This is a genomic window from Reyranella soli, assembly GCF_007992495.1.
GTDB lineage: Bacteria > Pseudomonadota > Alphaproteobacteria > Reyranellales > Reyranellaceae > Reyranella > Reyranella soli.
Genome location: NZ_BKAJ01000077.1, coordinates 52,918 through 77,996, shown reverse-complemented (window position 1 = coordinate 77,996; position 25,079 = coordinate 52,918). Strand labels below are relative to the sequence as shown.

Below are 25,079 nucleotides of genomic sequence, written 5' to 3'. Positions count from 1 at the left end.
AGAGCAAGCCGGGAGACCGGTAGACACCCCGGAGTAAATGCAGGCGTCCACCGGCCCCCTTGGGATTTGTTGCAGGGGCATCTGGGGGATACCTCCTGCTCCAAGGGACGCGCCACTTAGCATAAGGCGCGGGGCGCAGGCATTGATGAAGATCCGATGCAGTTATGCTTCAGTACCTTTGTGGGATCGACAACTCCGCCGCCGAAGTGGATCAAGCCGCAGCTCACGCGCCTGGTAGACGAGGCGCCGACGGGAAAGGAATGGGTCCACGAGATCAAATACGACGGCTACGCATGCACGCCCGGATCGACGGCGGGAAGGCCGTGCTGCTGACCCGGACCGGGCTCGACTGGTCGCACCGCTACCGTCGCACGGTCGAGGCGCTGCAGCGGCTCCCGGTCAAATCCGCCTATCTCGATGGCGAGCTATGCGCTCTCAACGCCGACGGCGTCCCCGTCTTCAGCCGTCTGCAGGCCGCCATGGACGAGGGCAAGACTGACCAGCTCGTCTTCTTCGCCTTCGATCTGCTGTTCGTGGACGGCGAGGACGTCTCTCCGCTGCCGCTGGTCGACCGGAAGGCGAACCTGAAGCGCCTGTTCCGCAAGAAGATCGACGGGCTTCTCTACACTGACCATGTCGCAGGCGACGGACCGGCCTTCCGCGCCCAGGCCTGCAAGCTCGGGCTCGAGGGCGCCATCTCGAAACGCGCCGATCGTCCTTACGCCCCTGGTGACCGTGGGATCTGGGTGAAGTCGAAATGCCTCAACCGCGAGGAGTTCGTGGTGGTCGGCTGGACCGATCCCGAGGGCAGCCGCTCGCACATTGGCGCGCTGCTCCTGGGCTACCACACCGAGGACGGCCGCCTGCACTACGCCGGCCGCGTTGGCACCGGTATGACAGAGAAGGAGCTGAAGCGGCTGGCTGGAGTACTGGCGCCGCTGAAGGTGGCGAAGATGCCGCTTGCCGAGCCTCCGCCTCGCGATAGCCGGTTCGGCTCGCCACTGAAACTGTCCAAGGTGCACTGGGTGAAGCCTGAACTTGTCGTCGAGGTGACGTATCTGACGTGGACTGAGGACAATCTGCTGCGGCAGGTCTCGTACCAGGGCCAGCGTGAGGACAAAACCGCTCGCCAAGTCGCGCGGCCAGTGCCGCATCCGCCCCGCACGTCGTAGCCGCAATCGCCGGCTCAATGAGTCGCATCGTCCGGCCCCGCCGGCGCTTCTACCTCGTCGGCGATCCGAATAAGATCCTGAGCGAACGCCCGCAGGACATCAGGACTGACGTTGCTGCGCAGCACGACCTCACCATTCGGCGTCACTCCGATCACCAAGTGCGGCATCTCCACGCCGCCTTCGTTCAATCGCCGCCGAAGGATCTCGTCGGCCTCACTGAGCGCGTTCTCAAGGATATCGACAAGGGCTTTCATCGCGCGATCCTGTGACGGCGACGACCAGCTAGCAAGGCACCGTCTGGCCTGCCAAGCTGGAGGCATGTGCAATCTCTACACCCTCAAGCTTTCGGCCTGGGAAGTCCGAAACCTGATGCAGCACCACGCCCTGATCGGCGAGGAATGGGAGAAGGCGATCGGCGCGCGTAATGATGCGCTGGAACTTTATCCCAACTACGAGGCGCCCGTCGTTGTGGTGCGCGACGGCCAGCGCGTCATCGAGACCATGCGGTGGGGGTTCCCGCCGCCGCCTGGCATGGGCAGCAAGGCGCCTGTCACCAACGTCCGCAACACAGCGAGCGCTTATTGGCGACCTTCGATCGCCAACAAGGCGCAGCGCTGCATCGTGCCGGCGACTGCCTTTGCCGAACCCGACCGCAACACCAGCAAGCCAGTCGTGTTTCGGTGGTTCCGGCGGACTGACGGTGCGCCCTTCTTCTTCGCCGGGATCTGGCGTGAGTGGGAAGGCGACCGCGGCACCAAAAAGGCGCCCAACGTCCGCCGCCACAAGCTCTATTCGTTCCTGACGACATCCCCCAATGGTGTCGTTGAGCCCATCCACAACAAGGCCATGCCGGTCATGTTGATGACGCCAGCCGACGTCGAGCGGTGGCTCGAAGGGACGGCGGAGGAAGCGCTCGAACTGCAACGGCCAGCGCCAGACGATGCCATCGTCATAGACCCAACTTTGGAGAAGAAGGCGGCGTAGTCCCGCGCCCGTAGCCTTCGCTGAAAGGGACTTCATCGCCACCGTGCCAGACCGTGGTCAAGGGCGCTCGGCAGGCTGGGCATGCCAGCCGGATACCTGGACGCGTCCAGATCCTGTTCCAAGGCGGCAGGTGCTTCGCGGCCTGGCTGACTTCCCAATGGGGCACGCAGCGCGGGCACTCAATCTCGCACCAGGGAACAGATCGACTGGGCGGAATGTAGTCGCGCGCTGGCGGCTTGATGACGAGGTGGCCGAGGCTGCCGCAGACGCGCGGCGGCTGGGCGCTGCCATACGTGCGATCGACGGAGCACACGAATCGCGTACCGGCAAAGGCACGGCCGCGTAGCCGATCGTCCCCGAGATCGATGGGGCCCGTCTGCCGATGGCAGTTGGGGCAGTAGATGTGGACCTCGAGCCTGAGCTTGGCGATGTCGTCGAACGTGCGGAAGGGGAACGCCTGCATGGTGGCGGATTAACGCCGACTCGGACGCCGGAGTCTGCAGCCTGCAGTGACGGCATCGCATCACGATTTCGGCAGCGGTTGCTGGCGGTGATCGCGAACCTCGTTCCTGCCGGTGCGGCGTGCGGGCGCGCTGCAGTGCTAGCAGGCCTGTTTGTTGCGCTCTAGGATAGCTCAATTCTTAGGTTGAACATGCGGAGACGAATGGTGATGAGCGATTCGCCATACACCGTCCCGCCTGACGATCAACATGGTGAAACGGGCGGGAGTCACCACTGGCTTGCCGTCCTGCAGACGGCTGAATTCGTAAAAGCCTGCAACCAGGAGCACACCGTCGCCCAGCGCGACCGTGCGCCTTTCGCCGATCACGCATTTGAAGCCACTGCCCTTCAAGGGCGAAAAATACTTAAGGATGCCCTCGGTCCCTTCGGACATGACCGGACTCGTCGTTCCAAGCAGACTGGCGTCGGGCCAATAGATCTTCGTCAACTCGTCCGGATCGTTGGTGCTGAAGGTCGTCGCCCAACGATCGACTACAGCATTTGCATCCTCGAGAGGACCGGCAATTACGGGCGCAGCCGTCAAGACGGCGAGCATCACAACAAGAAGGAGTTGGAGTTTTCTCATCTGCCTGCTCCCTATGGCGGTAACTACTGCCAACACCAAGCGGACGCAACGCCTTGGGACGATAGACTAAGTGACGCGACGACAAAAGCACACGCCGGCGATGCGATTGCATCTCTAGCGGCGCGGGTCGATCTTGCGTCCGGGTAGTTCACCGCTCGAGTGGGCAACTTTCCGCCTTGGCCGCTTTCCGGTCAGCCGATCGACGGCGGCGGGGTGTCGCTGCGGATGCTCGATCTCATCAAGGCGCCGAGCTGGTGCGGCCGAAAATCAGTGTCTGGTCGGACCGCCAGACTTCGGCGCGGTTGTATCGCCGAGCTTCGGTGCAATCGTGCCAGGAGTCGTCGGTGCGGTGATGTCTTGCGCGATGCTCTTCAGATCCTCACCAAACCACCGAAGCACATCAGGACTTGCATTAGTATGCAAGACCACTCTCCTATCCGGCGTCACGACAGCCAGAATGTGTGACACATTAAGGCGGGATTCCCTTAGCCGCCGGCAGATCAGTTCATCGGCCTCTTTTAGGATCGAGCGTATTACGGTCGCCGGATCTGTCATGTGTCGCCTCATGGTCTTGCTACGTCGCCGCTTGTTTGTAGGTTGCCCGCTACACCAGCGCCGCCATGGTGGCCCCTCCGCCTAGCGTCACGATGGGCGATCCATACAGACAGACCTACCTTGCGAGAAAAACACCCCGTGAGGACTAACCCTTTATCTCACCTGGACCGAAGACAATCTGCTGCGCCTGTCTCCTGCCAGGGGCAGCGGGAGGACAAGCCGGCGCGCCAGGTCATCAGAGCGGTGCCGCACCTACTGCCTCAGGCCTCTCAATAGGGCACCCATCAACGTCGACAGTTCCTCCGAAATCGGCAACCTACAGCACCGTGACGGCATTGGTCGCTTTTCGTTAGACGGGGACGAGTTCGATGCTTTGGTGCCTTCTCGCCTACCTCATCGTGGGCGCCGCAACGGTAGCGTCGATCGCCTACCTCGCTCGGTACGGACTTCGCCGGCTTCTGAGATGGTGGTAAATGGCCAGCGACCACCATGGTCAAAAGGTTGCCCTACCTAGCCCCTCTTCCTTTGTGCGCCGATCCATGTCGACCGGGGCAGTAGATGTGGACCTCGAGGCTGAGCTTGGCGATGTCGTCGAAGGTCTGGAATGGAAAGGCGCGCATGCGCTTGAGTTAGGGAGCGGCCAAATATGAATCATCGGCCTGCACTGACAGCATATGGTGCGGCATGCGGGCGCCTGCAGTGCATGCGCTTCTAAATGTAACGATGCGCTTTCTAATTGGGCTAACGACGGGAAGCTATGAAGCCACGAGCAATGCGAATGGCGAACGGTGCAAATCTCGCGGCATCTTTCCAAGCTTTGCCTGAAGACCCGCTTTTGTCAGAGCAGCAAGTAAGAGGGTCGCTTCTTTTGGCGGGCTAACCATATGGGTCACCGCAACGATAAGACCCTTCTGCCCGCGCTCCGGAATTGTGTAGCTCAGGGTCGGCACGACTTTGGTGTTGTCTTGGAAGAAGTTGCGTAGCTGAAAGGCCAGTATTTGGGCTGCGGCTTTGTCCGGCGGGTAAATTATCAAGACCGACTTGGCCGACTGCTCAAATTCCTTGATCTCCGGAATGAGTCGCTGCTTCTGCTGAACTGACAGTTTTCGCTTTACTGGAGTTGGAGTGGTAGCTAGCGCCTTCAGAACCCCCTTTTTGCTAACCGCTCTTCGCACCTTGTTGATAGCGGGCCCAAGGGCAGCAAGCATGTTTTTGTCGCGTCGCTTCGGATCAAATGTAGAAGGAGTGACACCTAGCAAGTCGGTGGGCAGGTGAAATTCGTCGATGCCCTTTGGCACGATGAGAAAGCATCGATCGGGTCCAAGACGACCAACAAACAGACCAAGCTCAAAGATGACGTTGTCTCTGACAGTTCGATAGTTCTTGTTCCTAATTTTTGTAATATCATCGGGGGCAAACACGAACAAACCAAAGTCATTCTGTTTCAGAGCGGCCAAGAGTGATTCCAACGCTGACTTCGACAAGTCAAATACACCCTGAGACCAGACTGTGCATTCTAGATCATGCTCGAGACTCTCTTGGATGTCGTTTGCGAGTGAAACGTGTTCGACAGATGACCCGATAAACATCTTTGGTTTCATCGAGTGTCCCCCCAAAGTCGATCAATAACTGGGCGAGCCGATGCAGGTGGGCATACGCTCGAAACTCCGCCGCAGCTAAAGAAGGCCGCCAAGAAGGAGAAGAACAGGGCTAGTGCGCACTCGGCGCGACAGTTTACGCGCTGCTGTGAATCCCAGTTCAGCTTATGAGACGGCGGAGGCACCCTCATGCCGATGCGGTTCAGAATCACCTCATAGCCGTTCTGCTTCAGAAACTCCGCTATTTGCATGGCTACGCTAAAGTCGGCATCCGATCCGACACCTTCCACGGTGATCTTGCCCTTGGAAATGTTGGCTAGGATGTCTTTCGCCACCTCCGGCGTGAACGTCAATTTCTGCGGTCCGTAGTCGTAGTAGTACTGGTAGGTGGTGCCGGGACCCAGATTGAAATTGCCCTTCGCCCCGGGCGGCACGGCTGGCTTGTCAGACATTCCCCCTCCTTCTGCCAGCTTGGGTGTGTCTGCCGGTTTTGGTGTTTGTGCGGCGACGCCGGCAGCAAGAACATAGCCGAGCCATATTGCAAAGCACGCGCCCACGGCTGCGCCCAGACCGCCTAAAACGACGTTTCTAGTATGCATGTCGACCCCAGGTTGGGTCAGGAGATAAACAGCGGAAGCCAAGCCCGGGATCAGTGACCATGTTGCCCACGCCCAAGATTCGCGAAATCTCTGGTCGCGTCTCATGTCTAACGCGAACTTCCCAAAGAGGCTAAACAACAGGCCGCCAACGGTGAGCAAAACCGTAAGCGATACCGCGTGAGAAGACATCCCGCGTCCTTAGTCGCCTTCATGGACAAACACCTCCCTTGCGCGTAAATAGGGTCACGCGCGAAGGCATTCGCAAATTGTTTCCGGCCCCGGCTGCAACCGGGGCCTTTTCTATTCTAGCACTAGTCTAGGATTGAACGCAGCAACATATGCAACTTGCGGTTACCCCAGCGTATCGGCTTCGGTCCTCTCGTTAATCCGCCGATAGGTGTCAGGCGCTCACTGTCCACTCTTCGCGCGCTGCTGCACTCGCCACTCCCACGCTGGCTGACAATCGTGCTCGTGTACGCCACGGTTGGCGATGCGGGCCTCTTCCTGCTGATCGACATAGTCGACACTGAACCGGGTGAACGCCCAAGCCATCCCTTCGCGGACTAAGATAGCGCCTAGATCCTCGCCTGACGCCCGGCATATGGCGACTGTACGGCCATAGCGGTCCCGGTCCTTCTCCTGGCAGACGATCGAGCGGCCTGCAGTCAATGCCTGCAGCCTGGTCGCGGCCGTCCGGCCGGCCGGCCAACCATCCGGACACGTCTGGGCGAGCTCTGGCGCATCGATGCCCCACAGGCGATAGGTGACGCCGCCCTGCTTGATCGTGTCGCCATCGGTGATCGTTTGCGCGGACAGCGAATTCGCCCAAGCACCCACGAACGCGAGAGCGATGCCAAGGCTACCTAAGCGGTGAGAGATAGTCGTGCATTTCCACATTGGAACTAGTGGGGAGCCTGGGCGCGGGACTGGAGCTGGGCAGTGCAGACACGCTTTCCTTCGTCGGTGTTGTCATTGCTCTTTACCTCGTAGGCAAGCACCTCGAACTGTTTTGTCCGAACGTCCGGGTAGAGCTGGATATTCAAGGTGCATTGGCCGTCTTGGTAACGCCACCGTTTGCCAGGGGGGCGGTCCTCCTCGCTGGTCGGCGCGCCGAGCATGGCACGCAGCTCCATCTCGCTTTTTCCGGCAAGTGATAGCGCCGGACCACTCGTAGCGGCGGAGCGTGCTGGCGGTTCGACCGATGCTGCCGTAGCGGCGGGGAAAACCATCGGCTCATCCGAAGGCGGCGGAGGGACGACCGCCGCGAGATCGGGCGCAGATGCGGGGGGCGTCGCGCGTGGTCGCGTCGAGGTGGATCTTGCGGGCTGAGTTTTCAGCGCCCCTGGGTGGGACGCCGTTAATCTTAGAAAGTCGTCGCGCATGTTTCGTGGGGCCTCGCAGCCTGCCAAGAGCAACAAGCCTAACCCAATAGTTCGCGTCAGTAGGTTCCTGATCGTCATTCCGCTCACCACCCCGTTCGCTGAGTCGGTTTTCTGACTCACTGGACGTTTTTGAGGCTGGGGGAGTCCTCGGCTGCCAGACGGAGCCTAAATCGATTCCACGGGCAGAAAAACGGGGCTAGCGGACACCCTGCCGAGGGGACAAAGTGCGGGAAACGGAATTGAATTTCTTACCCCCGAATGAGCACAGTCGACTATGAAAGGCACGAGGTAGACTCCCATGGCCCTTCAATCAAAACTGTTTCGCGGCGATGCTAAGCTCGAGGCGGCCCTCATTTCGGATTCCGCTCACATTGTCCAAGGTGCAGCCGGTGCGCACGTCGGCAAGATTCAGCAGGCGTTGAATGAACTGGATGGGGCTGGCCTCAACCCGGACGAAAAATATGGTCCGGCCACATCGAGCGCGGTACTCGCCTACAAGCAGAAGCGGAACATCATCAACAGCAGCTATCAGACACGGGCCGACAATGTTGTCGGCAAGATGACGATTGCCGCGCTCGACGCGGAAATGCTCGAAAAAGAGCGCAAAATTGATCCGGGGCCGGACACCGACGCGATTACAGCCACTCTAAAAAAAGAACCCGCATCCTTCGCGGTCACTCAGCCCGTTGCCGCTCCGACATTTAAGATACCCAATGCCGTTAGTCCCCCCGTCATAGTCAGCCCAAACAAGCAGTTTCGATTCACTGAGTTTAAGCCCCCAGGCGCCTTTCACGACTTACTAATCGAGGTAAAGAAAGGCGGACGAGTATTCTGGGTCGGTGCCGCGGTCCCCAAGGGGACTACCGACTTCAGTCGCGCTCAAATGTACTTCACTCCCTCCACCGTCAAACCCGGACCCGGCGGCAGGCGCATCATCCTCGCCGACGACAAGGACTATCAGGCATTCACGGGCGGGTGGGCGACTCGGATGCGGAATTTCATCCCGATGATGGGAGGTCAGGCAGCCTCCGCCAAGAAGCCAGTGATATTGCTCATCACGTATATGAAATCGACGGCGTTCAAAGAACTCAACGATGACAACATTTTCAAGGACAGACCGGAGCTGACCCTCAATGTAGTGATGAACGAGATCAAGCGAACCGTCGTTGGACCCACCTTCTCATCCGTGATCGAGAAACTGGGCGTCAGTTCCTTCAGCTCGGGAGTCACACCGATGAAGCTGTGCATAAGCGCACTTACGGCGTCAGGTCTCATCAAAGAGGTATTCAATTTTGACGGGCCATTTCTTGTCGGCGAACGCAAGGAGCTGACCCCCGTTCCGCGAGGTGTATCGTCCAAGGTCTTCACCCAGCACCCGCTTGCTAAACCACCTGCCGGATGGGTCAATCTTCTCCAGGATCACTTCCAGCTCGTTACGGAGGACTTCGGCCAAAAAGATCCAAAAGACATTATGCACCAGCGCATTGGAAAGATGATGTACCATCAAGCGCTCGCGAATAGCGTTGTCTAACTGACCGCTGACGGTTCGTACCGTAGAGTGCGGGCCGCTATCAGATGCTGCAAATGCCGTCTTGGGAGCGGGCGCCCAATGGCACAACGTTCCAACTGTCGATCGTGGTGATCTGCTTTGTCTGTGCCCATCAGTCGCCCAACGAACGCCGCGAGAAGCCGGCCTGAAGGCGAAGCAGGCCGGTTTACCGCATGTGGAGGATGCAATCGTGTCTTCCGGCCTTCGCAGCTTCCACATTTGCTCGCATACTGCTAAACGCAGAGACGAGGCGTTGCGACCATTCGCGACGTACTAGGTCGGGGATTACGAGGTTTTGGCGAACGCAGAACACCTGAAACTGCTCCTCGAAGGGCCAGATAGTTGGAACACCTGGCGAAACGAGCAATGGAAACAGCCGACTTCCGGCCAAAAGCCTGACCTTGCTGGCGCAGATTTGGCTGAAGTTCGGCTTGCCTGGGATCCCGATCTCAGCGAGGCAGATCTCAGCGGAGCAAACCTCAAAAATGCATTCCTTCAGACCGCTAGTTTTGGCAAAGCAAATCTCAGTAGAGCCAACTTAAGCGGCGCCTATCTCCGCGGTTGCAATTTCACGAGGGCGAACCTCAACGAGGCCAATCTCACGGGCGCCGACCTCGTAAGCTCAGGCATGTTCGGGGCCGAGCTATCTGGGGCGAACCTCCGCAAAGCGTCACTCAATGGCGCGGGCCTCGGCGAGGCCAACCTCACCGCCGCCGACCTCAGCAAAGCGAGTCTTGTCGGAGTTCATCTGTATCGGGCGGATCTTACAGGCGCAATCCTTGCTGGGGCTGATCTTCGCAGAGCAAATTTAGTCGAAACAAATCTCACTGATGCAGATTTATCCAACTGTTGGATTCACGGCATATCCGCTTGGAGCCTTAAACTCAGCGAAGGAACGAAACAGCAGAACTTGCTTATCACAGCCCGCTATGACGAACCTGAAGTCCGCATTCACGATATTGAGTTGGCGCAAGTCGTTCACTTGGCGCTGAACAACAACGAGCGCGCGCTGCAGGAATTGGTCGAGACCATCAGCAGCACAGTTCATCGAGTCCGCACTGGTCGGCTGTGATATGGCCCTGTGGGGCCATCGACGCGTCCGAGCTTGCACAGACCCTGTCCGGACGACTGGGCTACAGGGGCGCTTGGGGTGCCTGTACGGAACTGACCCTACCGCCAATTTACCGGCCAGGATTGCGCGATTTATGAAACCCACCGTGGACCGCTGATCGCTCACAAGAAAAGCCCCGCCGGTAAGAGCGGGGCTAAGGTGTTTTAGATGGAGAACTCAAGCTGTCCGAGTGCTTCACGTTCGGACCTTGGTACTATCGCAATCTAGCAGTGCACCGTAAACGAACGAATCTGCACAAAGCCGCCACGCAGAGTGCCCGCGGGTCTCCGGCACGGGCGAGACGGTTGGCAAAGCGTTGCAGCGACAGTGAGCCCTTGGCCTTGTTACAGGGTGCACAGACTATGGCTTGATTGTCGGCCGTGAGCCGATACCCCTTCAATCGAGGCTTGATGTGGTCGCGGGTAGGCCATCGGTCGGGGCCTCCCATGGTCTCCCAACAGTAGGGACATGGCTGCCCGATCGCGGCCACCAGCACCGCGCGGCGTGACTCCTGAGACATGGCACTAGGCCCGTGCCGATGCCCTGGGGCGCGGCTTGATCTGCCGTGGGCGCCGGCTCTGCTTGCGTAGTAGCGCGATGCTGGCCCGTAGCATGCCCACCACTAGGGCCGAGGCCCCCGTACCGATCGCACGGGGCTTGCGGTTCGTCCGGCGTCCCATGGTCAGACCGCAACGCGCGGCGTGACGATGCCGGCGGCAGCCAGATCGTGCACCATGTCGCTGATCGGGTCGGTGCTGTCGGCACTCTCGCTCAGTACCGCCAACTTGATGGCGATGCCGGTCAGGTCGACGGTATGGGCGTGCAAGATGGCCTGTTGGGCTTCCTCGAAAGCCGCCATCGTCTCGGGCGTGCCATTGTCCTTGATGCGGATGGCCGCCTCAAAGGCGTTTGCTGCCGTCTGATACTGCAGCCAGAGGGCCGCCATTTCGGCCCCCGTGAGGTTCTGTGGGTGTGCCATGACTATGCCCCCTGCCCGGCGTCAGCCGCCAGCGCGGCTTCGTCGGCCTTCATGCAGGCCTCTAGGTCCGGCGACGCCTCAAGGAAGGCGCGCACGCTGGCGCCTACAGCCACCATGTCACGTGCCGCAGTGTCGACAAGCGCTGTCAGCACCGAGTGGCCGTTCGCATAGGTGTAAACGTGGTCGTCTTCCTCGGGCGTCTTTTCGATCTCGAAGCGGACGAAGGCTTGCGCGGATCGGAAGGCGTTAATGGACTTGCCGAGTTCCCTCACCCGCTCGAGTACGGACTCCATCCACGAGGTTGCGTTCTGGCTGTAGATCCGCGGTGCCACCGCCACAGGGGTTTCCGAGCGCGGCGGAGGCGGGTAGCCCTTCGGGCTTGAGGCATGCCCCACGACGCGGAACCGGAACGGATGGCGCGCCGGGGTAATAATCCGGCGATGGCCGCTCGTGGTGAGCATGAGGCAACTGGTGCTGCCGATCGACAGCGCCCGCCCAAATTCGGCCCGGATAGGACCGTCGTCGCGGCCTCGCTCGCACCAGACGTACAGTTCGCCGAAGCGGACTTCATCGGCCACAAGGGCGTAGGTGCCCATATTCAGATGCGGCAGCCAGTGCCTGAGATCCACGACGCTGATCGTGTGCGTGTAGGCCTCGCGGTTCCAGCGCTCCCGATCCGGCACCCATTCCGGCAGCGGCGACTCGGTTGACACCTTGCAGACCATGCCCTTTTTCTTTGGAAGAGTGTGCTGGTAGTCGTACTCAACGCCGTTGGCGTCGAAGTACCGTCTCGGCGGCACGACCGTAACGTTCAAACGCGCCGGCTTGCCCTTAGCCAAGGGCTTGCGGTTGGGGCGCTTCATGCCACACCCCCTTTCGGGGCGCCCAGGATGGACTTGAACGCCGCATCGAAGGCCGCGCGCACTTGGGCAACGTCGCTTTCCATGTGCCGCAGCATCGTGTCGGTTTCGGTGCTGGCGGTGTCGATGGTGGCATCGACAAGAGCCCGGAATGTCTCTGCGGTCGACTGCAGATCGATCAAGGCGTTTTCGATGCCGTCTAGCGCCTCGAAGGCGCCGGTCTTTGCCTGCGCTTTCACGCGCGGGCCTGTGGTAGATACGTGCTTAGCCATTCTCCGGTGCCTCCATGCACTGGGGTTTCGGTTAGAGCCGGGTGGAAGTTCGCCGCTTCCGCTCGGCTCGTTTTTAAGGTATTACTTATGTCACCCTGCGTCAACGATATAAGTATTACCAATGGCAAAAAAACTGGTAAGCGAGAAAGCCAAGAAGGGTCGTCCCGTTACGGTGGGCGCCACGATGCTCATATCGTCGAAGTGGCCACCGGCCCTGGTCGAGCGGATAGACCAATGGGCAGGAACCAAAGGCGTGGGCCGCTCGGAGGCAATGCGCCAGCTGATCGAGGCAGGCCTAAAGAAGCCGCCCAAGGTGGGGGCTTAGGTAGCGGCATGTTTGAAAGTGGTGCCAGCAGCCCGAGGCTACCGTTTGTCGTTCGTGCGGAACAGGCTGCGGCCAGCCTCCGTCAGCCGCACGCTGTTTAAGCCGTTCAGCTCCAACCATCCATGTGCCTCGGCAAGCTTAACGGCGCGGTCAACTTCCTCGTGGTCCCTAAGGACAAGGCGGCGCGCGATTGAATGCAGCATGGCCCATCGACCGGCTTGGCCGCCCGTATAAGCCCAAACGTCGCGAACGATGCGTCGGGCTAAAATCTCATCACGCGACATCCCATCGCTATGTTCGACTGACGGGAGACCCGCAAGCGCTCAAGCGGGGTAGGCGACCATTGTTGCTTTTGTGAATTGTTCGCAACGCTGCGTGCCAGACCCCGTTTGGCCTTACATGGAGCAGTGCCATGAGCCATCCTAAAGCGAACAAACGCCGAGCCGAGGCAGAGCGCGCCCGGCGCCTTGCCGCCAGCCTTTCCCAGCCTGCCGACCAAGATCTATTGAAGCAGTATGCAGAGGAACTTGAGCGGAAAGCCCAAAGGGAAGATGTCGGCCACGGCAAAACACGGCCAAACACACAAAAGCAACCGCGATAGCGTGAACGTGCCTACCGAGCTGGTGGAGTTTGCCGCCCCTATCTTGTCAGATCCCGCGCGGCGCGGGTTGCAGGCAAAGGGCTTGGCCTCTCAGCGCTCACACTTAGGGGTTTGCTATATGGAGGAGCACCGCCCAATCTCGATGAATGGGCTGTCGTCGGACCACGGGTCGCTGCGCTCCAAGATGGTTGTCGCAACTGTCATATCGGCCTGATATCTCAACGTGACCTTACTGAAGTGAAAGTTATATATCAGGCTGCAAGAGATTGAGCCCTCCTTGCTGAAGCCGCCTTCACATGGAAAAACGGCAGGGGAACCCATCTCAGACCAAAGCCATTTTCCATCTTTCTCTTTAAGAACGTAGCGCTTGTCCATTTTCTTAACGCTCACCGGCTGCCACGTTTGCGTTTCTTTGCTGTAGGATGCCTGCCGCTGCGTCTGCCGCGCAGAGATAAGATTCGGCGACTGCGACGGTTGGGGCGAGCATCAACGCAAGCACACTCACCGGCAAAAGCCTCATAGCTTGGCTCCTTCACAGGAGATACTTGACCAGTCCTGGTCAAGCAGACCTCCCAAGAAACGTCCAGGTACAATAGCGCGATCCGGTGTCCAGCCAATGGCCCGCCAGAGTCAAAATCTGACTCACTGGAGCGTTTTGTCGGGCTGGTGAGTCCCTGGAGTCCATCCAGCGGCCGAAACCGCTGTATAAGCAAAAAACCGGCCCTGGCGTCGAAATGGCTCCTGGCCATGGTTCGAATGTAGCAAATCGCACTGACGGAGGCCGACCTTCTGCCCAAACTGCGCCTCCAGGCAGCAAGGCGGCCTCGGCCATGTCAAGCAATGCATCCGCCTCGTCGGCCGGAAGGGCCGCGACCTCGCGGTGGTGAGCAAAAAGAGAGAACTAGGCGGCGCCGCCCACTTTCAAACACACGAGACACAGAAGACTTCGATTTCGATGAAGATCCACGCTGGATCCGAACGAGAGGGGTTCCATGGCTCATATTACCGCAAACTATAAAATGTACCTGCCGGCCGGCCATCATCGCCAACCGCGCAACGCCAACGCCGAGCTTTCGCTGGCGCCTTCTTCGGGCGGCGACACGCCCTATAGTCCGCCGTACTTTCCGCAACTTCCCTATACGCTGCCGAACAACGGCGGCGATGGCATGGCCAAGCTGCTGTTCTGGAGTGACACTGACGGCACCACCGGTGTGGTCCGGCCGCCGGTGGCCTTCGACATCCCTTCCTCAGCGAACGCGCGGACGGTGACCGGCTGGTATTTTCCAATCAGCGGCCCAGGCATGATCAACGGCGGGTCGGCGATCATCGACGACGCGTTCTCGGCCAATCTCGGAACCTTTATCGATGATACCTTCGTCGACGTCATCAGCGATCCCTCGCTAACCGCCGACGCCAACGTCATCGGTGTAGTGCCGACGGCTTCGGCACAGACGTTGGTCGCCAAGGGGCATGTGCTCTCGGTGCCCGAGCCCTTCTCGCAATGGGTGCTCAATGACAGCATCATGCCCGTGGGCAACTCGACGCTGCAGGTGCCGGCGGGGACCGATGGCATCGCCATCGCCATCTACCAGCAGGGCAACTTCCCCAAGCCGCCGAATCTGGGACGGGATTTCGCGGAAGCGGTGCGGATCATCTTCGGCGTGATCCAGGACGGGGGCGGTCTCACCGATCACGGGCCGGTCGGCCCGTGGGACCCGCTGATCACGCAGCTGCTCAACGCCAGCCAGATCGCGTCGCACGCGACTAAGGTACGCGGCGAGCTCAGCGAGCAGATCACATCGCTCGCCGCGCAAGACACGCTCGCCGTGATCCGTGCGGCTGTGCCGCAGCTGGAAAAGCTGGCCGGCAAGCAGAGATAGGGCTTGGGGCGCCCGCGCCGGGCGGGCGCCGATGATTCGGGCGGCGAGGGGCGACGGTCCCTTCGCCCGCTCTTGATCGCACTGGGCAACTCGCCGGGTCGTGATGCAGGCTCGCATTCCAGCATGCCCTTTGTTGAGTCCCGGGAGGCCAGTCAGAGGCAAAACCGCTGTACGAGTCGAAAACCGGCCCTCGCGTCAATTCTGCAAAGGGCCTTAACCCGCCCCGCTCACAATCCGCCAGATAGATCGATCGTGCCCCACCAATCCAGGGACTGCACGAACCCATCGCTGTCGTCTGCGATGGTTATGTCGCCGTGACCGGTCTCGAGAAGTTCGTAGGCCGCATTGAGCGCCACGGATAAGCGGACCTCCGCCTTCTCCGAGAAGGTGCCGGAAGGAAGCCTATAGCGGACAATGAACATGGCCTTTGAGTAGACCCGCCGGCGGGTTCACGATACTGACCCTTGGCGCAAAGTAGTTTGCACGGAGCGCAAGGCCGAGGGGTTTGCTCTTCAAGAAAAACAGGCGCTCACCTGGGCCGGCGCCCCCTTAGATGCGGATCAGGTAGTTGATGATCATGGTCGGCTGAACAACGGCCACGGTGTGACTGTGCTCTTGGGCAACGTTGACGTTAGCGGCATCATTCCCACAGGCGCAAGACTGCTGGCGCCGCCAGTGTTTTGCTGCTGAAAGCCACCCGCGGCGCCCAGTGTCGTGCTGGAGATGGTAAAGCCTATTTCGCCGTCACTGCGGGCCGGAACATTCCATCCTGCCTCGATCATCTCGGGCGTGATTTTCGATTTCTCGTGCGTTGCTCATGGCGAGTCGAAGGGGGACCAATCAGGCGATCCTGATGGCCGTGATGGAGGTGGCCTTGTTGGCGACACCTGTCGCGCCGCCCGATGCCTGTAACGAGGTGCCTCCTACGCCGTTGTTGTTGCGGGCTCTCAAGGTGAAGGTGGTCGCTGTCGTCACGGCCGCCACTATGGCAACCGTCATTGACTTGCCCTCGTTGTTGAACAAAACGTGGCTGCCGTTGGCGATGTAGTTGGTGCCATCGAAGATGGCCGCTTCCATCTGTGAGCTGCCGCCGGACACGTTGGCGAACTGGGCCACGCCAAGAATGAACCATGTCTGGCCATTCGCGCCGATGCTGCCCGTGTTCGGGCCGTTCTGAAACGTGGTATTGACGCCAAAGGCAATGTCAGCGCCGAGGAACGTGGTAGCGTTGCCTGATGTGCTGCCTGGGAAGCCCGTGACATTGCTTCCCAGCACCTTGTTGCTGAACGTCTGAGCGGTCGATGTATCGACGAGGACAATTGCGGATGTCGTGGACGGAAAGGATACGTCCACATCCCGCCATGTCACCGTGCGCGTCGTGGTGGTTGAGATGGCATTGACATTGAAGGTCAGCAGGCGAGTTGTCGTCGTGCCGACGAAACGCTGCAGCATAATGTCGAGAAGATCGGCATTTTGGTTCCAGTGGCCTCCCCACAGATTCGAGTCGGCCCCAACCTCGGGCTTGATAAAGCCTAGTGCAGTGAAGCTGTTCGCCAAGGCGCTATCCTTTCAACTGATCTGCGTTGCTTCGCAGGTATTCGCGAATGCCCGCGAGATTTTCCAGGCCCACACCCGTCTGCGCCGGCGGAAAGATCTGTGAGATTGTGTCGAGGCGTTTGCATACCGATTCGACGGGCAAGCCCTGCTCAATCCAAAACGAGAGCGACGAAAGGGTCATGATGTAGAGCGTTGCTATCGTCGCCTGCAGGCCCGCGGGGTCGATCGCCAGGCCATCGGCAGGGTGTCGTTTTGTTCCCTGCATCATCTTCCGTGTTGCGCGTGCCGCTGCATCGTCCGCGGCCAGCTCGAGATTTTCAGTCATATTTAACCACTCCACGAATTAGGGCTGAGAAGCCCGCGAAGATATCGAAGGTCGGGCGTGCTGGATGGGATCTGCGGCGAGAGCAGCCCTTGCGGTGGCTGTTGCTGTTGCGTCATCCATGCCGGTAACGCCGCCTGATAGATGCCGCCGCTCCGCTGCCATGCCGGCAGCCCTTCACCTTGCGGCGCGGTCGGCGGGATCGGTGCAAAATTGTTGTGAATGTCGGCGGGGTCGATGCCGAGCTGCTGAAAGATCGGCGCCCACAGGTGCCAATAGCTGATAGGTGCGGACTCCGGACCGGACGGGTAGACGCTTGCGATTGCCGGATCGTTCATGAATCGAGGCTCCCGCCGAGGTCGAGACGTGCGGCCATGCGCGACAGTTCACGCAATGCCCAGAACTGTCGTCGTGATGGTGCGGTCGTTCCGCCAATCGACAGGAGCAAATGCCGCTCGCGATCCGAGAAGATGCCGTGCGCGTCGTCCGTCAGCACAAGGTGGGCCACCACCTTTTGATGCCGCAGGATCGCTGCCCCAGGCGTGAACCAGATCATGAGCCGGCAGCACGACGAAAGTCGGGGCAATTCGGCCTCGGCTTTTTCGAGGAAGGGAGCGTCTATGTCGTGATTCAGCGGGGGCATACTCGGCGCGCACGTTGTGGATTCGCCCGACAGCGACACGCTGCGAGCCCACCTGTGCGGCCGGTTGGATGCGAAGCGCCCGTTACTGCCCGGCGACGGCGATGCCTCTGTGGTGCGAGGCCAAGTCGCGCGCGAGTCGCGACTGAAGATGAAAGTCTACCAAACCTCGTGAGGAATTTCTACTAGGTTTGGCGTAGCCCGCTTCATGCTTTCAATCTCCAGGGTCGATTATGCCCACGCCGTTCCTGGAGCCGTAGTGATTGGAGTGAAGGTTTGATCCACCAAGTTGACGCGAATCCAATTGCCGCCATCCGCGATCGCCGACAGTTCACCCTTACGGACCATTGAACCAAATTTAAAGCCGAAGAGGCTTAGCAGAAGATCCTCCCTGCTATTGCCGGGCCCCGTTCCGACATTGACCCCGGAAAGGAGGACCGACGCCTGACCGGCGTCATGCTGTGGCCCCCCGCCGAGACCGACAAAGGCTTTCCTAAAATTGTCCAGGTCCGTTTGCGTCACGCCCGCCAGGAGAGTTGTGAGCATATTCCAGAAAGTCGGCTCCTGGCCATAAACGCCGGAGTCAGGGACTTGTTCATGCGCAACGATCAGTTGCACGCATTCCACTTCGCCGAAGGTCCACCAATTCGGCTGCGTTGTACTATCCGCATCCGGCAGTGGCGGGAGACGGAACCCTGGGTAGAAAGGTTGCAGCATCAACCTCTTTTGTCCCTCCACGAAATTGTAGAGTTTGCTGGGCTGGAAGCCCATATCGACGGCCGTCATGAAGTGTCCAACCTGCATCGAACTTCCGGGCCATTTTGGGAAGTCCTGGAAATAGGCCTTGAATCCGTTGTCTCCTCGCCGACCATTGCCCGAGTTATCTGTCCAGTCGGCAAAAATTCCAGAAAAATGTGACATTCTGGGAAGGAAGCTGTCGGCACTCGTCTGGAGAACGTTTTTCAGACGGGCGGCAAGCGGACTGGAGGTCCCCTGGTCGTCGGTTATCGATGCATCTTCGAAGACTTGGGCTAAAGCTTCGGCAAAATTGGTCACGCCAGCAGCTCGGACGCCGTCCCTAATTAGGGGGGCCCTCAAACGAATATCCGCCATGATAAATTCTCCTGATGCCATCGCCAACTACTTGATTGGCCTCGTCGGTGATCAACAGCCGCCACTTCTCGTTCATCGGCTTCCCCAAAATCGGATGGCGTCCTCGAAATAGGGCCAGGCCTCTTCAAGCCGGCACTGATCGGCCAAGCGAATACCGCGCAGGGTCAATGCCCGCCGCTATCTTTGCTTCCGTGCGCGAGCTTTCTGCTCAACGTGAGAACCGTCTGGCATTGCCGTGCCCCTTCGGTTTTCTCGCCCGACGAGGGGGGCGTTTCGGGGAGGACGGTCTAAGCCTTCGACATTCTTCGTCTGAGCATAAAGCAGCGCAAAATGAACGAATGTGGCAAACGGCACACTTAAGCGCTACTGCACGCCCGCGACAGCCCATACGTCAAGGGTGGCGGCGCCTTCCCTGGTCTTCTTCACAGGGACATACTCCGGTGATTTCCAGAAGGCGTGAATGGCATCCATCGAGGGAAACTCGAATATCACCATCCTCCGTCCGTCATGGCGGCCTTCCAAGGCTTCCACCGCAGCGCCCCGAACGATGAACTTCCCACCAAAGCGCGCGATCAGCGGAACGACCGCGTCCCGGTACTTCTGGTTCTGAGCCTCATCGCTAATCGTGCTCTGGACGATCAGGTATGCGGCCATGCGATCCTTCCCCTCCTGATGCCAGCTATTGGATGGTAGCATCCGAGGTGCGGTCAAGGGCATCGTCGGCCAGCGCGATCTATCGGCGGATAACGAGCGGGCCCAAGCCGATAAGCTGGGGCACGCCAAGCTCCGCCTGGTAGCCTCCCTGCGTGATTACGACGGAGAGTAAACATGGCTGATCCAGTGATAGTTGACACTCTTGCTGGCGCACGAGAGCCAACTACGTTGGCAATACACGTGCAGGCAAATCAAGGGGCGACGTACTGGCTGAGGTTCACAGAAGGGGCTGCACTAAAGATGGCTGCGGTGCTGCACCGGCTATTTTCGTCCAGTCAGTCGCCTGATCGTCTAACGTTGTTAGTAACAGGGTCTCAGTCGCTAGTGCGGGCTGATGGGCGCAAGGCCATTCTTCTACAGACCCAAGAGTTAGGTCCCATCGCAATCGAACTACCTGAGGACGCGATCTCAACTCTTCAGCAACAGCTGGCGTCTTTACAGGTGATACAACCGTCGAGTTCTTCTCATTAGACATGTAGGTGTGCCCCGTTTAGAATTGCCAAAACGGGTGCAGCACACCTATCGCGCTCACGGCCTCCGACTGGCATCGGGGGCCGCTTTATTTTGCGCGCTTTTCAGCCTTCTTTGAAGTGGACTTCTTGACCGCCCGCTTGAGTTGCGGCGGAGTCGCGTGCGGCATGTGGCCGATCTTAGCGGCGGGCTTCACCAGCCGCTCAAATCGTTCCCATGCATCGGGGGCATATTCGTTTTCGAGCTTTTGGGGGGAGGCTTGGGCGTGATTCACGTAAACGAGGAGCAGATTGCATTCTACTTCGAACTTGGACTAGCCGTTACGCAATGGTCCGACGTCGAATATGAACTATGCGGGGTAGCTGCGGTCTGTGCATCCAAGGGATCGGTAGAGGCGATGCGAGAACGGGTCGCAGACCTAGTGGCCGGCTTCTTCTCGATAGAAAACTTTCGGTCGAAGCTTCAATACGCAGATACGATGGCTCACCGACATTTGCATGGAACTCCGCTTTTGCCTCAATGGACCTCCCTGCACGCTCGAATCGAGCAGAGCGCAACGGTGAGAAACCACTTGGTCCACTGGCCGCGCGTGGCAGTCGATCTCGACGGTCGTCCCGGTCGGCGCATAGGAATAGGCCCGCGCGCTCTAAAGCCGGCGCAAGTGGGTAAGATCAAGCGAAAGCCAAACAAATTCACGCCGCCCACCGGCAGCCTCTTCCTCAGAGACGTTGCAGCAGCGCGTCGAGAGTTTTTTGCGGTCGCGCGAGCCCTCGAAAACTTCCAGAACCGGATTGCTGGATTTCCAGCGCCTTTTGAAGAATCCGTAGAACGAGCAATGCATGCGCCACAGAGTGCCCAGCTAGTGCGCCAGATTCGCGCAACAATTGCAGTCCGGCCTCGATCATCTCCGGCGAAGTTTGAACCTCAATAACCTTGCCCCTCTGGGGCCGTTTCACTTCTGCTTCACAAGAAAGAGGCGCCCCGTGCCGGTGGGATACACAACCTTTCCCTCCATCTTGGTTTCACCCTGACGTTGGAGATCGTACGAATTGCGACCATCGTCGCTCGCAAAGCGTAGCGTTGCACCGCCCGGGCCGAGTTGCCCTGGCCAATTGAGCACGCGACCTTGCGTTCCATACCGCGTGCCGTTGTGCATGTTCTTTGTATTGTCGGCTAGCACAAGCTTCGACTTGATAGTGCCACTAGCGCTTACGTCTTCAATAGCAAGAGCCCAACACCGGCTGTAGTCGACGCTGTAAGCAGCATTGAAGGCGATAATCTCTCCAATCCAAATCCCAACAAGGTTGCCGGCGTTGGAAGAGGCATTGTATTCAACCTTCTGGCCACAGAGCGTCAAAGTCTCGGCTTTCACCAGAGACGCAGTTGAAAATGTTAACGCAATGATCACGGCAAGCGCTTTAACCGTCATCCCTCCACCTCCGTCTCCTGAACGATAACGTCCGAGCCGCATCCAGCATCGAGCCAATTTGCGGTAGGGTGTCCGCGAGGCGCTAACAGTCGCGTACCGCAGGCTGTACCGACGGGTGAGGCTCCACAAGTTGTAAAAGCCGAGAATCAAAGGGGCATCGCTGTGCCCTGCTCTGCTTACTCCCCACCACCGCCAAGCGGGGGACATACCACCTTAGTGGTAGCGAACTTCACGTCGGTGGTATCTATCGATCCTCGTGGCTGTGGTGTTCGGCTGTGCGATGGCCCTCGAGCGCCGAAATCAAATGAGCCTTCTCCACCAGCCAGCCCTCCCTCTCCGCCTCGAGCAACGCGACTTTGGCCTGAAGTCGGCGCCGATCGGCTCTCAGCCTCAAGACCTCGGCGAGCGGGACCTGCTTGCCTTCGTTCATGCTGCCTGCCCTCGCCACCCCTGAAGCAGATCCAGTAACAGCCGTTGCAGAGCGGGAAGCCCCTCGCTCATGGGGACGGCCTTGGCGTCGTGGTCCGCGAAGACAACGGCATGCCTCCGACGCTCTGCAATGGCCTCCATGTTGGCAGCGGTGAAACAGCAGGTGGCGCGCGCCGGCATGTGCATGGCCGACAGCGCGGCCCTGATCGACAGCGCCGCGGCGTAGTCGACGCACAGGATCTCCGACCGGCCCTCGCCCATGGTGAAGGATGCGCCGGCCGTCCTGCCGCCCGACAGAAAGCGCGCCGTGCCGTCTGCGTCGATCTCCTGCAGGCACACCACGCGCCCGTCCAGTCGCATGGGAACCAGTAACAGGCCCTCATGCACCAGGCCCCGCAGCCTGGGGAAGCCGATGCTATCGAGGTACGGGTGCGTCTTCGTCGCCGCCTTCCTGATCTTGTATTCGGCCGTCTTCGCAGCCCAGGCTTCGCGCGCCTCGATCTCGGCCGCTGACTCCTGCTTGTCGTTTGCCATTGCAGCCGGCGCCTGCCCAACGATCAGGCGGGGCATATGGACCGGCTGCCGCATCGCCTTGTCGATGCGCTCGGCCAGCGCCTTGTCAGTGCAGACCAGCTCGGGCACGTCGGCTAGGACATAGCGCGCGGAGCGCCAATCAACGATCACCGCGCCCCTGCGGCCCGCCAGCAGCCATGCCAACGGGTTGGGATAGATGCGCGCCGCCGTCTCGTGGTCGCGCGCATAATCGAGCCACTCCCCGCCCAGGACCGTGCACACGCCCGCGCGTGTCCTGCAGGCCCGTGACCGAAGCCCGACAGCCACGAGGTCGAGCAATCGTCCATCCTCGAAATGCGGCACGATGATCGAAGGTTTACCGCCGGGCGCGGGGGCGTAGTTGTGCGCGTCGTGGTCGACAAACTCGATGCCGAAGATAGGGCCGCCGTGCTGGTGCAATCCGCAGGCGTCGAGCGCGCCGGCAACATCCTCGCACCGCGCCTTCCGGTGCGCCTCAACCAGCTCCAGCAAGAGCGGGTTGGTTTCAGGCCGCGGCTGCATTCGTCGGCCTCTTTTTGGAATAGCGCGCCATCTCGTTCCGACAGAAGCGCTCGGCATCCAGCGTCAGATAAGCAGGGTCGTGGTCGATATGGTCGTTGTAGCTCCAGGGCGGGAAGGCCCCGTACACGCCCTTGAACATGGCCGCCGCCCATCGGCGGGCGGCTTCGCCGTCGCCCTTCTTGCCGCGGACGGCGTAGGCCAGGAACGTTCGGTAAGCCACTTCGCGATTGCGCAAGATGGCATGGTTATCGAAGTCGAATTTCCGGCCCGACGTGGCGCCCATGTGCAGGCAGTGGGTGGTCCCGCGAATGGTCGTGACGTTGCTGGGCCGGCGGGGCCGTTCCCGGCCGCAGGCGAGACAGGCAGACACACCAGGCGGCAAGATGGCCTGACAGCCCAAGCATACCAGCTCCTTGCGCTCCTTCTCGGTCGCAGACGGGCGTGCCGTGCGGTCGCGCTCGGCGCCCTCGTCCAGCTTGTCGACGCCGTCTCGCCAAAACTCCACGGTATCATTCAGGAAGCGCAGGCAGTTGCCGGTGTGGTCGATCACCAGCGCCTTGTCCTTGCCGGGATGGGAGCGCATGACGCGCCCGAGCTGTTGAATGTGCGTCGTGAAGCTCTTGCGCAGCGGTCGGCAGAGGATGCCAACCAGCACATCCGGCACGTCGAAGCCCTTGGCGAGTGCATCGCAGGACACAAGTCCGGTGATGGCGCTGTCGGGCTTCCGAAACTCCGCAATCTTGGCGCGCCTGTCGTCCTCGCTGTCGTGATAGGAGATGTTGGCGAAGTTCAAGCCTACCTGGGCAAAGGCCCGGCATATTTCCTCGCCATGGCGCACACTGGATGAAAACACGATGGTCTTGACCGAACCGCCGAAGTGTTCGCCCGAGCGCTTGACGTACTCGCTCACCACATCGCCAACGATCTGCACTCCAGCCCGCTCCAGGCCGCCGTCATCCCACTCCCCTGTCGAGCGAACGGCAACGCCGCTTGTGTCCATTTCCGTGGTCGCGACGTAGACCAAGGGCCGCGCAAGCATGCCTCGCTCAATGAGCGCGTCGGTGCTGGCGACGTTGACGATCGCGCCGTAGTGGCGCCCCAGGCCCTTGGTGAACGGCGTTGCCGTCAGGCCGATCACCGCGACATGCTCGGGCAGCATCGCCAGCCATTCCAACGTCGAATCGTAGAGCGTGTGGACTTCATCGATCAGTACGAAACGCAGGTCGCGCAGATGGCTGTCGACGTAGCCGCCGCGGCCGAGGCGGCGTCCCAAGGTCTGCGCGCTCACGAGCTGCACCAGGGCGCCCGGCCGCTGGCGCCAGTGCGTCGCCTGCATCACGCCATGGTCTAGGCCGTATAGGTCCAGCGCCGTCGATGTCTGGTCGACAAGCGCCGTCCTGTCGGTGACGAATGCAGAGCGCGAGCCGGCACGCATGGCGCCCTGCATTAAGCCCAAGCCCATGATTGTTTTGCCGCTGCCGGTTGGGCTGCAGAGGATCTGGCGCCGATGGCCGCGCCGGATGTTCTCCCGCGCGGCGTCGATCGCCGCGGACTGGTAGTCGTACAACACCAGTTCTTTGACCGGCGGCGCGGGGTCGAGGTCGGAGAGTAGATCACGCATCGGCGTGACCCTTCTTCCAGCCGGCGGCAATGGCCCGTTGCTGCCAGAGGTTGGCGCGGGTCTTGAGCGAGCCGTTTTCTTCCACCAGGGCAGCGACGCGCCTATCGAGCGCCGCCACCTGCTTGCGCAAGGTCTCGTTCTCGGCCGCCAACGCGGGATCGCCACCTATGGCGATACGCTCATCCCGCTCCATCTCCTGATCGCGCGCCGATGCGTCGGCCGCGGCCTGAAACTCAGGATCAAGGACCACGCGCACGCTGTCGCGCTTGCGCTTGTCGGATAGGAGCGTTTCAAACGTCTCCGCTGGTATGGCGGCATAGGTCCGCGCTCGATGCGCCAGGTTCTTGTCAATGCCGGCCTCTGCCAGCGTCACCGGGGCGTCCGGCTCCCGTGGGTTTGACTCTAACCCGCGGCGAAGTTGACCCGTTGCCCTGCCTACCGTCTCGCCCTGGGCGTGCATCAATTCGCCTAGGCGTCGTTCGGCGCGGATACGAATGTCTGCCGCGTCGAGCTCCATTTGGCGATTCTTCGCCTGCTTTGCGTAGGCCCGCACGGCCTCTGCCGTGGCGCGGATATTCTTCACCTCGTCAACGGCCTTGGCCTCTGCCAGTGCCTTGCAGGCGTTGTCGTACAGGGCGAGCCCGCCGTCTGAGGGCGCGACGATCAGCGAGCCCGAAAATTCCCGGCCCGACTCATGATCATGATTCTTACCTTGGGGGCAGGGGGCGGGGGTGTCAGTTATATTGGGGTTCAAC

Annotated in this window: 32 protein-coding genes; 6 read left to right on the top strand and 26 right to left on the bottom strand. The window is 60.3% G+C overall.

Going from position 1 to position 25,079, the window contains the following annotated elements; genetic code table 11:
• Positions 1–293 precede the first annotated feature (293 nt).
• Positions 294–1,172, top strand: coding sequence for a non-homologous end-joining DNA ligase (ligD, locus tag RSO01_RS22635; RefSeq protein ID WP_170303277.1), 879 nt, complete (start codon positions 294–296; stop codon positions 1,170–1,172).
• Positions 1,173–1,186: 14 nt separating this feature from the next.
• Here ligD and RSO01_RS22630 read toward each other — a convergent pair whose 3' ends face one another.
• Positions 1,187–1,426, bottom strand: coding sequence for a hypothetical protein (locus RSO01_RS22630; RefSeq protein WP_147151723.1), 240 nt, complete (start codon positions 1,424–1,426; stop codon positions 1,187–1,189).
• Positions 1,427–1,490: 64 nt separating this feature from the next.
• On the opposite strand from RSO01_RS22630, the gene RSO01_RS22625 reads away from it, so the two are divergent.
• Complete coding sequence (locus tag RSO01_RS22625) at positions 1,491–2,156, top strand: SOS response-associated peptidase (protein ID WP_147151722.1); 666 nt, start codon at positions 1,491–1,493, stop codon at positions 2,154–2,156.
• A 634-nt stretch (positions 2,157–2,790) separates the two neighbouring features.
• Here the strand turns inward: RSO01_RS22625 and RSO01_RS22620 are convergent.
• From RSO01_RS22620 to RSO01_RS22600, 6 genes are all read right to left on the bottom strand, one after another.
• The gene (locus RSO01_RS22620; protein ID WP_147151721.1) at positions 2,791–3,243 is read right to left on the bottom strand and encodes an SgcJ/EcaC family oxidoreductase; all 453 of its coding nucleotides are present in this window, start codon (positions 3,241–3,243) and stop codon (positions 2,791–2,793) included.
• Between the two features lie 267 nt (positions 3,244–3,510).
• Positions 3,511–3,798: a hypothetical protein gene (locus RSO01_RS47460; protein WP_170303276.1), complete on the bottom strand. Its 288-nt coding sequence runs from the start codon at positions 3,796–3,798 to the stop codon at positions 3,511–3,513.
• 755 nt (positions 3,799–4,553) lie between these two features.
• Positions 4,554–5,399, bottom strand: a complete 846-nt coding sequence (locus RSO01_RS22615; RefSeq protein WP_147151720.1) for a nucleotide-binding protein — start codon at positions 5,397–5,399, stop codon at positions 4,554–4,556.
• Positions 5,396–5,848: a hypothetical protein gene (locus RSO01_RS22610; protein WP_147151719.1), complete on the bottom strand. Its 453-nt coding sequence runs from the start codon at positions 5,846–5,848 to the stop codon at positions 5,396–5,398. The genes RSO01_RS22615 and RSO01_RS22610 overlap by 4 nt, the downstream gene beginning before the upstream one ends.
• Before the next feature lie 555 nt (positions 5,849–6,403).
• Positions 6,404–6,832: a thermonuclease family protein gene (locus RSO01_RS22605; protein ID WP_170303275.1), complete on the bottom strand. Its 429-nt coding sequence runs from the start codon at positions 6,830–6,832 to the stop codon at positions 6,404–6,406.
• 65 nt (positions 6,833–6,897) lie between these two features.
• Positions 6,898–7,128 carry a hypothetical protein gene (locus RSO01_RS22600; protein ID WP_170303274.1) on the bottom strand — a complete coding sequence of 77 codons (231 nt, stop codon included), beginning with the start codon at positions 7,126–7,128 and terminating at the stop codon, positions 6,898–6,900.
• A gap of 547 nt (positions 7,129–7,675) precedes the next feature.
• On the opposite strand from RSO01_RS22600, the gene RSO01_RS48310 reads away from it, so the two are divergent.
• Together RSO01_RS48310 and RSO01_RS22590 are read left to right on the top strand one after the other, a co-directional pair.
• The gene (locus RSO01_RS48310) at positions 7,676–8,908 is read left to right on the top strand and encodes a peptidoglycan-binding domain-containing protein (RefSeq protein ID WP_174825948.1); all 1,233 of its coding nucleotides are present in this window, start codon (positions 7,676–7,678) and stop codon (positions 8,906–8,908) included.
• Positions 8,909–9,221: 313 nt separating this feature from the next.
• A complete protein-coding gene (locus RSO01_RS22590) occupies positions 9,222–9,998 on the top strand; it encodes a pentapeptide repeat-containing protein (protein WP_147151716.1) in 777 nt (258 codons plus the stop codon).
• A 253-nt stretch (positions 9,999–10,251) separates the two neighbouring features.
• Here RSO01_RS22590 and RSO01_RS49945 read toward each other — a convergent pair whose 3' ends face one another.
• From RSO01_RS49945 to RSO01_RS22570, 4 genes are all read right to left on the bottom strand, one after another.
• Positions 10,252–10,557 (bottom strand): HNH endonuclease signature motif containing protein, encoded by a 306-nt coding sequence (locus RSO01_RS49945; RefSeq protein ID WP_147151715.1) that lies wholly within the window; start codon positions 10,555–10,557, stop codon positions 10,252–10,254.
• 162 nt (positions 10,558–10,719) lie between these two features.
• On the bottom strand, positions 10,720–11,016 hold the full coding sequence (locus tag RSO01_RS22580) for a hypothetical protein (RefSeq protein WP_170303272.1): 297 nt from the start codon (positions 11,014–11,016) through the stop codon (positions 10,720–10,722).
• Positions 11,017–11,018: 2 nt separating this feature from the next.
• Positions 11,019–11,879 (bottom strand): hypothetical protein, encoded by an 861-nt coding sequence (locus tag RSO01_RS22575; protein ID WP_147151713.1) that lies wholly within the window; start codon positions 11,877–11,879, stop codon positions 11,019–11,021.
• On the bottom strand, positions 11,876–12,148 hold the full coding sequence (locus RSO01_RS22570) for a hypothetical protein (RefSeq protein WP_147151712.1): 273 nt from the start codon (positions 12,146–12,148) through the stop codon (positions 11,876–11,878). Before RSO01_RS22570 ends, RSO01_RS22575 begins: the two co-directional genes overlap by 4 nt.
• A 121-nt stretch (positions 12,149–12,269) precedes the next feature.
• On the opposite strand from RSO01_RS22570, the gene RSO01_RS22565 reads away from it, so the two are divergent.
• Positions 12,270–12,473 carry a ribbon-helix-helix protein, CopG family gene (locus RSO01_RS22565; protein ID WP_147151711.1) on the top strand — a complete coding sequence of 68 codons (204 nt, stop codon included), beginning with the start codon at positions 12,270–12,272 and terminating at the stop codon, positions 12,471–12,473.
• Positions 12,474–12,511: 38 nt separating this feature from the next.
• On the opposite strand, the gene RSO01_RS47455 is transcribed toward RSO01_RS22565, so the two are convergent.
• Positions 12,512–12,757: a hypothetical protein gene (locus RSO01_RS47455; protein WP_170303271.1), complete on the bottom strand. Its 246-nt coding sequence runs from the start codon at positions 12,755–12,757 to the stop codon at positions 12,512–12,514.
• Positions 12,758–14,066: 1,309 nt separating this feature from the next.
• Between RSO01_RS47455 and RSO01_RS22560 the strand changes: the two genes are divergently transcribed.
• Positions 14,067–14,954 (top strand): hypothetical protein, encoded by an 888-nt coding sequence (locus RSO01_RS22560; RefSeq protein WP_147151710.1) that lies wholly within the window; start codon positions 14,067–14,069, stop codon positions 14,952–14,954.
• A 227-nt stretch (positions 14,955–15,181) separates the two neighbouring features.
• Here RSO01_RS22560 and RSO01_RS22555 read toward each other — a convergent pair whose 3' ends face one another.
• The 14 genes from RSO01_RS22555 to RSO01_RS22495 all read right to left on the bottom strand — a co-directional run bounded on the left by RSO01_RS22555 (position 15,182) and on the right by RSO01_RS22495 (position 25,078).
• A complete protein-coding gene (locus RSO01_RS22555; RefSeq protein ID WP_147151709.1) occupies positions 15,182–15,376 on the bottom strand; it encodes a hypothetical protein in 195 nt (64 codons plus the stop codon).
• A 418-nt stretch (positions 15,377–15,794) separates the two neighbouring features.
• Complete coding sequence (locus RSO01_RS22550) at positions 15,795–16,511, bottom strand: hypothetical protein (protein WP_147151708.1); 717 nt, start codon at positions 16,509–16,511, stop codon at positions 15,795–15,797.
• 4 nt (positions 16,512–16,515) lie between these two features.
• A complete protein-coding gene (locus RSO01_RS22545) occupies positions 16,516–16,836 on the bottom strand; it encodes a hypothetical protein (protein ID WP_147151707.1) in 321 nt (106 codons plus the stop codon).
• 2 nt (positions 16,837–16,838) lie between these two features.
• A complete protein-coding gene (locus tag RSO01_RS22540) occupies positions 16,839–17,171 on the bottom strand; it encodes a hypothetical protein (protein ID WP_147151706.1) in 333 nt (110 codons plus the stop codon).
• On the bottom strand, positions 17,168–17,476 hold the full coding sequence (locus tag RSO01_RS22535; protein ID WP_147151705.1) for a hypothetical protein: 309 nt from the start codon (positions 17,474–17,476) through the stop codon (positions 17,168–17,170). Before RSO01_RS22535 ends, RSO01_RS22540 begins: the two co-directional genes overlap by 4 nt.
• 228 nt (positions 17,477–17,704) lie before the next feature.
• Positions 17,705–18,586, bottom strand: coding sequence for a hypothetical protein (locus RSO01_RS22530; protein WP_147151704.1), 882 nt, complete (start codon positions 18,584–18,586; stop codon positions 17,705–17,707).
• Between the two features lie 363 nt (positions 18,587–18,949).
• Complete coding sequence (locus RSO01_RS22525; protein ID WP_170303270.1) at positions 18,950–19,240, bottom strand: DUF1330 domain-containing protein; 291 nt, start codon at positions 19,238–19,240, stop codon at positions 18,950–18,952.
• A gap of 619 nt (positions 19,241–19,859) precedes the next feature.
• Positions 19,860–20,045, bottom strand: coding sequence for a hypothetical protein (locus RSO01_RS47450; RefSeq protein ID WP_170303269.1), 186 nt, complete (start codon positions 20,043–20,045; stop codon positions 19,860–19,862).
• A gap of 445 nt (positions 20,046–20,490) precedes the next feature.
• Entirely contained in the window at positions 20,491–20,727 is a 237-nt protein-coding gene (locus tag RSO01_RS22520; protein WP_147151702.1) for a hypothetical protein, read from the bottom strand.
• The gene (locus tag RSO01_RS22515) at positions 20,724–21,200 is read right to left on the bottom strand and encodes a hypothetical protein (protein ID WP_147151701.1); all 477 of its coding nucleotides are present in this window, start codon (positions 21,198–21,200) and stop codon (positions 20,724–20,726) included. The genes RSO01_RS22520 and RSO01_RS22515 overlap by 4 nt, the downstream gene beginning before the upstream one ends.
• A 244-nt stretch (positions 21,201–21,444) precedes the next feature.
• A complete protein-coding gene (locus RSO01_RS22510; protein WP_147151700.1) occupies positions 21,445–21,630 on the bottom strand; it encodes a hypothetical protein in 186 nt (61 codons plus the stop codon).
• A complete protein-coding gene (locus RSO01_RS22505) occupies positions 21,627–22,703 on the bottom strand; it encodes a primase/helicase family protein (protein ID WP_147151699.1) in 1,077 nt (358 codons plus the stop codon). The genes RSO01_RS22510 and RSO01_RS22505 overlap by 4 nt, the downstream gene beginning before the upstream one ends.
• Positions 22,687–24,354, bottom strand: coding sequence for a DEAD/DEAH box helicase (locus RSO01_RS22500; RefSeq protein ID WP_147151698.1), 1,668 nt, complete (start codon positions 24,352–24,354; stop codon positions 22,687–22,689). The genes RSO01_RS22505 and RSO01_RS22500 overlap by 17 nt, the downstream gene beginning before the upstream one ends.
• Positions 24,317–25,078 (bottom strand): hypothetical protein, encoded by a 762-nt coding sequence (locus RSO01_RS22495; protein WP_147151697.1) that lies wholly within the window; start codon positions 25,076–25,078, stop codon positions 24,317–24,319. The genes RSO01_RS22500 and RSO01_RS22495 overlap by 38 nt, the downstream gene beginning before the upstream one ends.
• Between the last annotated feature and the right edge of the window lies 1 nt (position 25,079).

Coding starts and splice junctions, on each gene's coding strand:
- RSO01_RS22555 (WP_147151709.1), bottom strand. CDS start 15,376: ATGTTCATTGTCCGCTATAGGCTTCCTTCCGGCACCTTCTCGGAGAAG.
- RSO01_RS22565 (WP_147151711.1), top strand. CDS start 12,270: ATGGCAAAAAAACTGGTAAGCGAGAAAGCCAAGAAGGGTCGTCCCGTT.
- RSO01_RS22515 (WP_147151701.1), bottom strand. CDS start 21,200: ATGACGGTTAAAGCGCTTGCCGTGATCATTGCGTTAACATTTTCAACT.
- RSO01_RS47460 (WP_170303276.1), bottom strand. CDS start 3,798: ATGACAGATCCGGCGACCGTAATACGCTCGATCCTAAAAGAGGCCGAT.
- RSO01_RS22625 (WP_147151722.1), top strand. CDS start 1,491: ATGTGCAATCTCTACACCCTCAAGCTTTCGGCCTGGGAAGTCCGAAAC.
- RSO01_RS22535 (WP_147151705.1), bottom strand. CDS start 17,476: ATGCCCCCGCTGAATCACGACATAGACGCTCCCTTCCTCGAAAAAGCC.
- RSO01_RS22560 (WP_147151710.1), top strand. CDS start 14,067: ATGGCTCATATTACCGCAAACTATAAAATGTACCTGCCGGCCGGCCAT.
- RSO01_RS22580 (WP_170303272.1), bottom strand. CDS start 11,016: ATGGCACACCCACAGAACCTCACGGGGGCCGAAATGGCGGCCCTCTGG.
- RSO01_RS22505 (WP_147151699.1), bottom strand. CDS start 22,703: ATGCAGCCGCGGCCTGAAACCAACCCGCTCTTGCTGGAGCTGGTTGAG.
- RSO01_RS22575 (WP_147151713.1), bottom strand. CDS start 11,879: ATGAAGCGCCCCAACCGCAAGCCCTTGGCTAAGGGCAAGCCGGCGCGT.
- RSO01_RS22540 (WP_147151706.1), bottom strand. CDS start 17,171: ATGAACGATCCGGCAATCGCAAGCGTCTACCCGTCCGGTCCGGAGTCC.
- RSO01_RS22525 (WP_170303270.1), bottom strand. CDS start 19,240: ATGGCCGCATACCTGATCGTCCAGAGCACGATTAGCGATGAGGCTCAG.
- RSO01_RS22530 (WP_147151704.1), bottom strand. CDS start 18,586: ATGGCGGATATTCGTTTGAGGGCCCCCCTAATTAGGGACGGCGTCCGA.
- RSO01_RS22545 (WP_147151707.1), bottom strand. CDS start 16,836: ATGACTGAAAATCTCGAGCTGGCCGCGGACGATGCAGCGGCACGCGCA.
- RSO01_RS22570 (WP_147151712.1), bottom strand. CDS start 12,148: ATGGCTAAGCACGTATCTACCACAGGCCCGCGCGTGAAAGCGCAGGCA.
- ligD (WP_170303277.1), top strand. CDS start 294: ATGCACGCCCGGATCGACGGCGGGAAGGCCGTGCTGCTGACCCGGACC.
- RSO01_RS22620 (WP_147151721.1), bottom strand. CDS start 3,243: ATGAGAAAACTCCAACTCCTTCTTGTTGTGATGCTCGCCGTCTTGACG.
- RSO01_RS49945 (WP_147151715.1), bottom strand. CDS start 10,557: ATGTCTCAGGAGTCACGCCGCGCGGTGCTGGTGGCCGCGATCGGGCAG.
- RSO01_RS47455 (WP_170303271.1), bottom strand. CDS start 12,757: ATGTCGCGTGATGAGATTTTAGCCCGACGCATCGTTCGCGACGTTTGG.
- RSO01_RS22600 (WP_170303274.1), bottom strand. CDS start 7,128: ATGGAGCTGCGTGCCATGCTCGGCGCGCCGACCAGCGAGGAGGACCGC.
- RSO01_RS22630 (WP_147151723.1), bottom strand. CDS start 1,426: ATGAAAGCCCTTGTCGATATCCTTGAGAACGCGCTCAGTGAGGCCGAC.
- RSO01_RS22610 (WP_147151719.1), bottom strand. CDS start 5,848: ATGTCTGACAAGCCAGCCGTGCCGCCCGGGGCGAAGGGCAATTTCAAT.
- RSO01_RS48310 (WP_174825948.1), top strand. CDS start 7,676: ATGGCCCTTCAATCAAAACTGTTTCGCGGCGATGCTAAGCTCGAGGCG.
- RSO01_RS22615 (WP_147151720.1), bottom strand. CDS start 5,399: ATGAAACCAAAGATGTTTATCGGGTCATCTGTCGAACACGTTTCACTC.
- RSO01_RS22510 (WP_147151700.1), bottom strand. CDS start 21,630: ATGAACGAAGGCAAGCAGGTCCCGCTCGCCGAGGTCTTGAGGCTGAGA.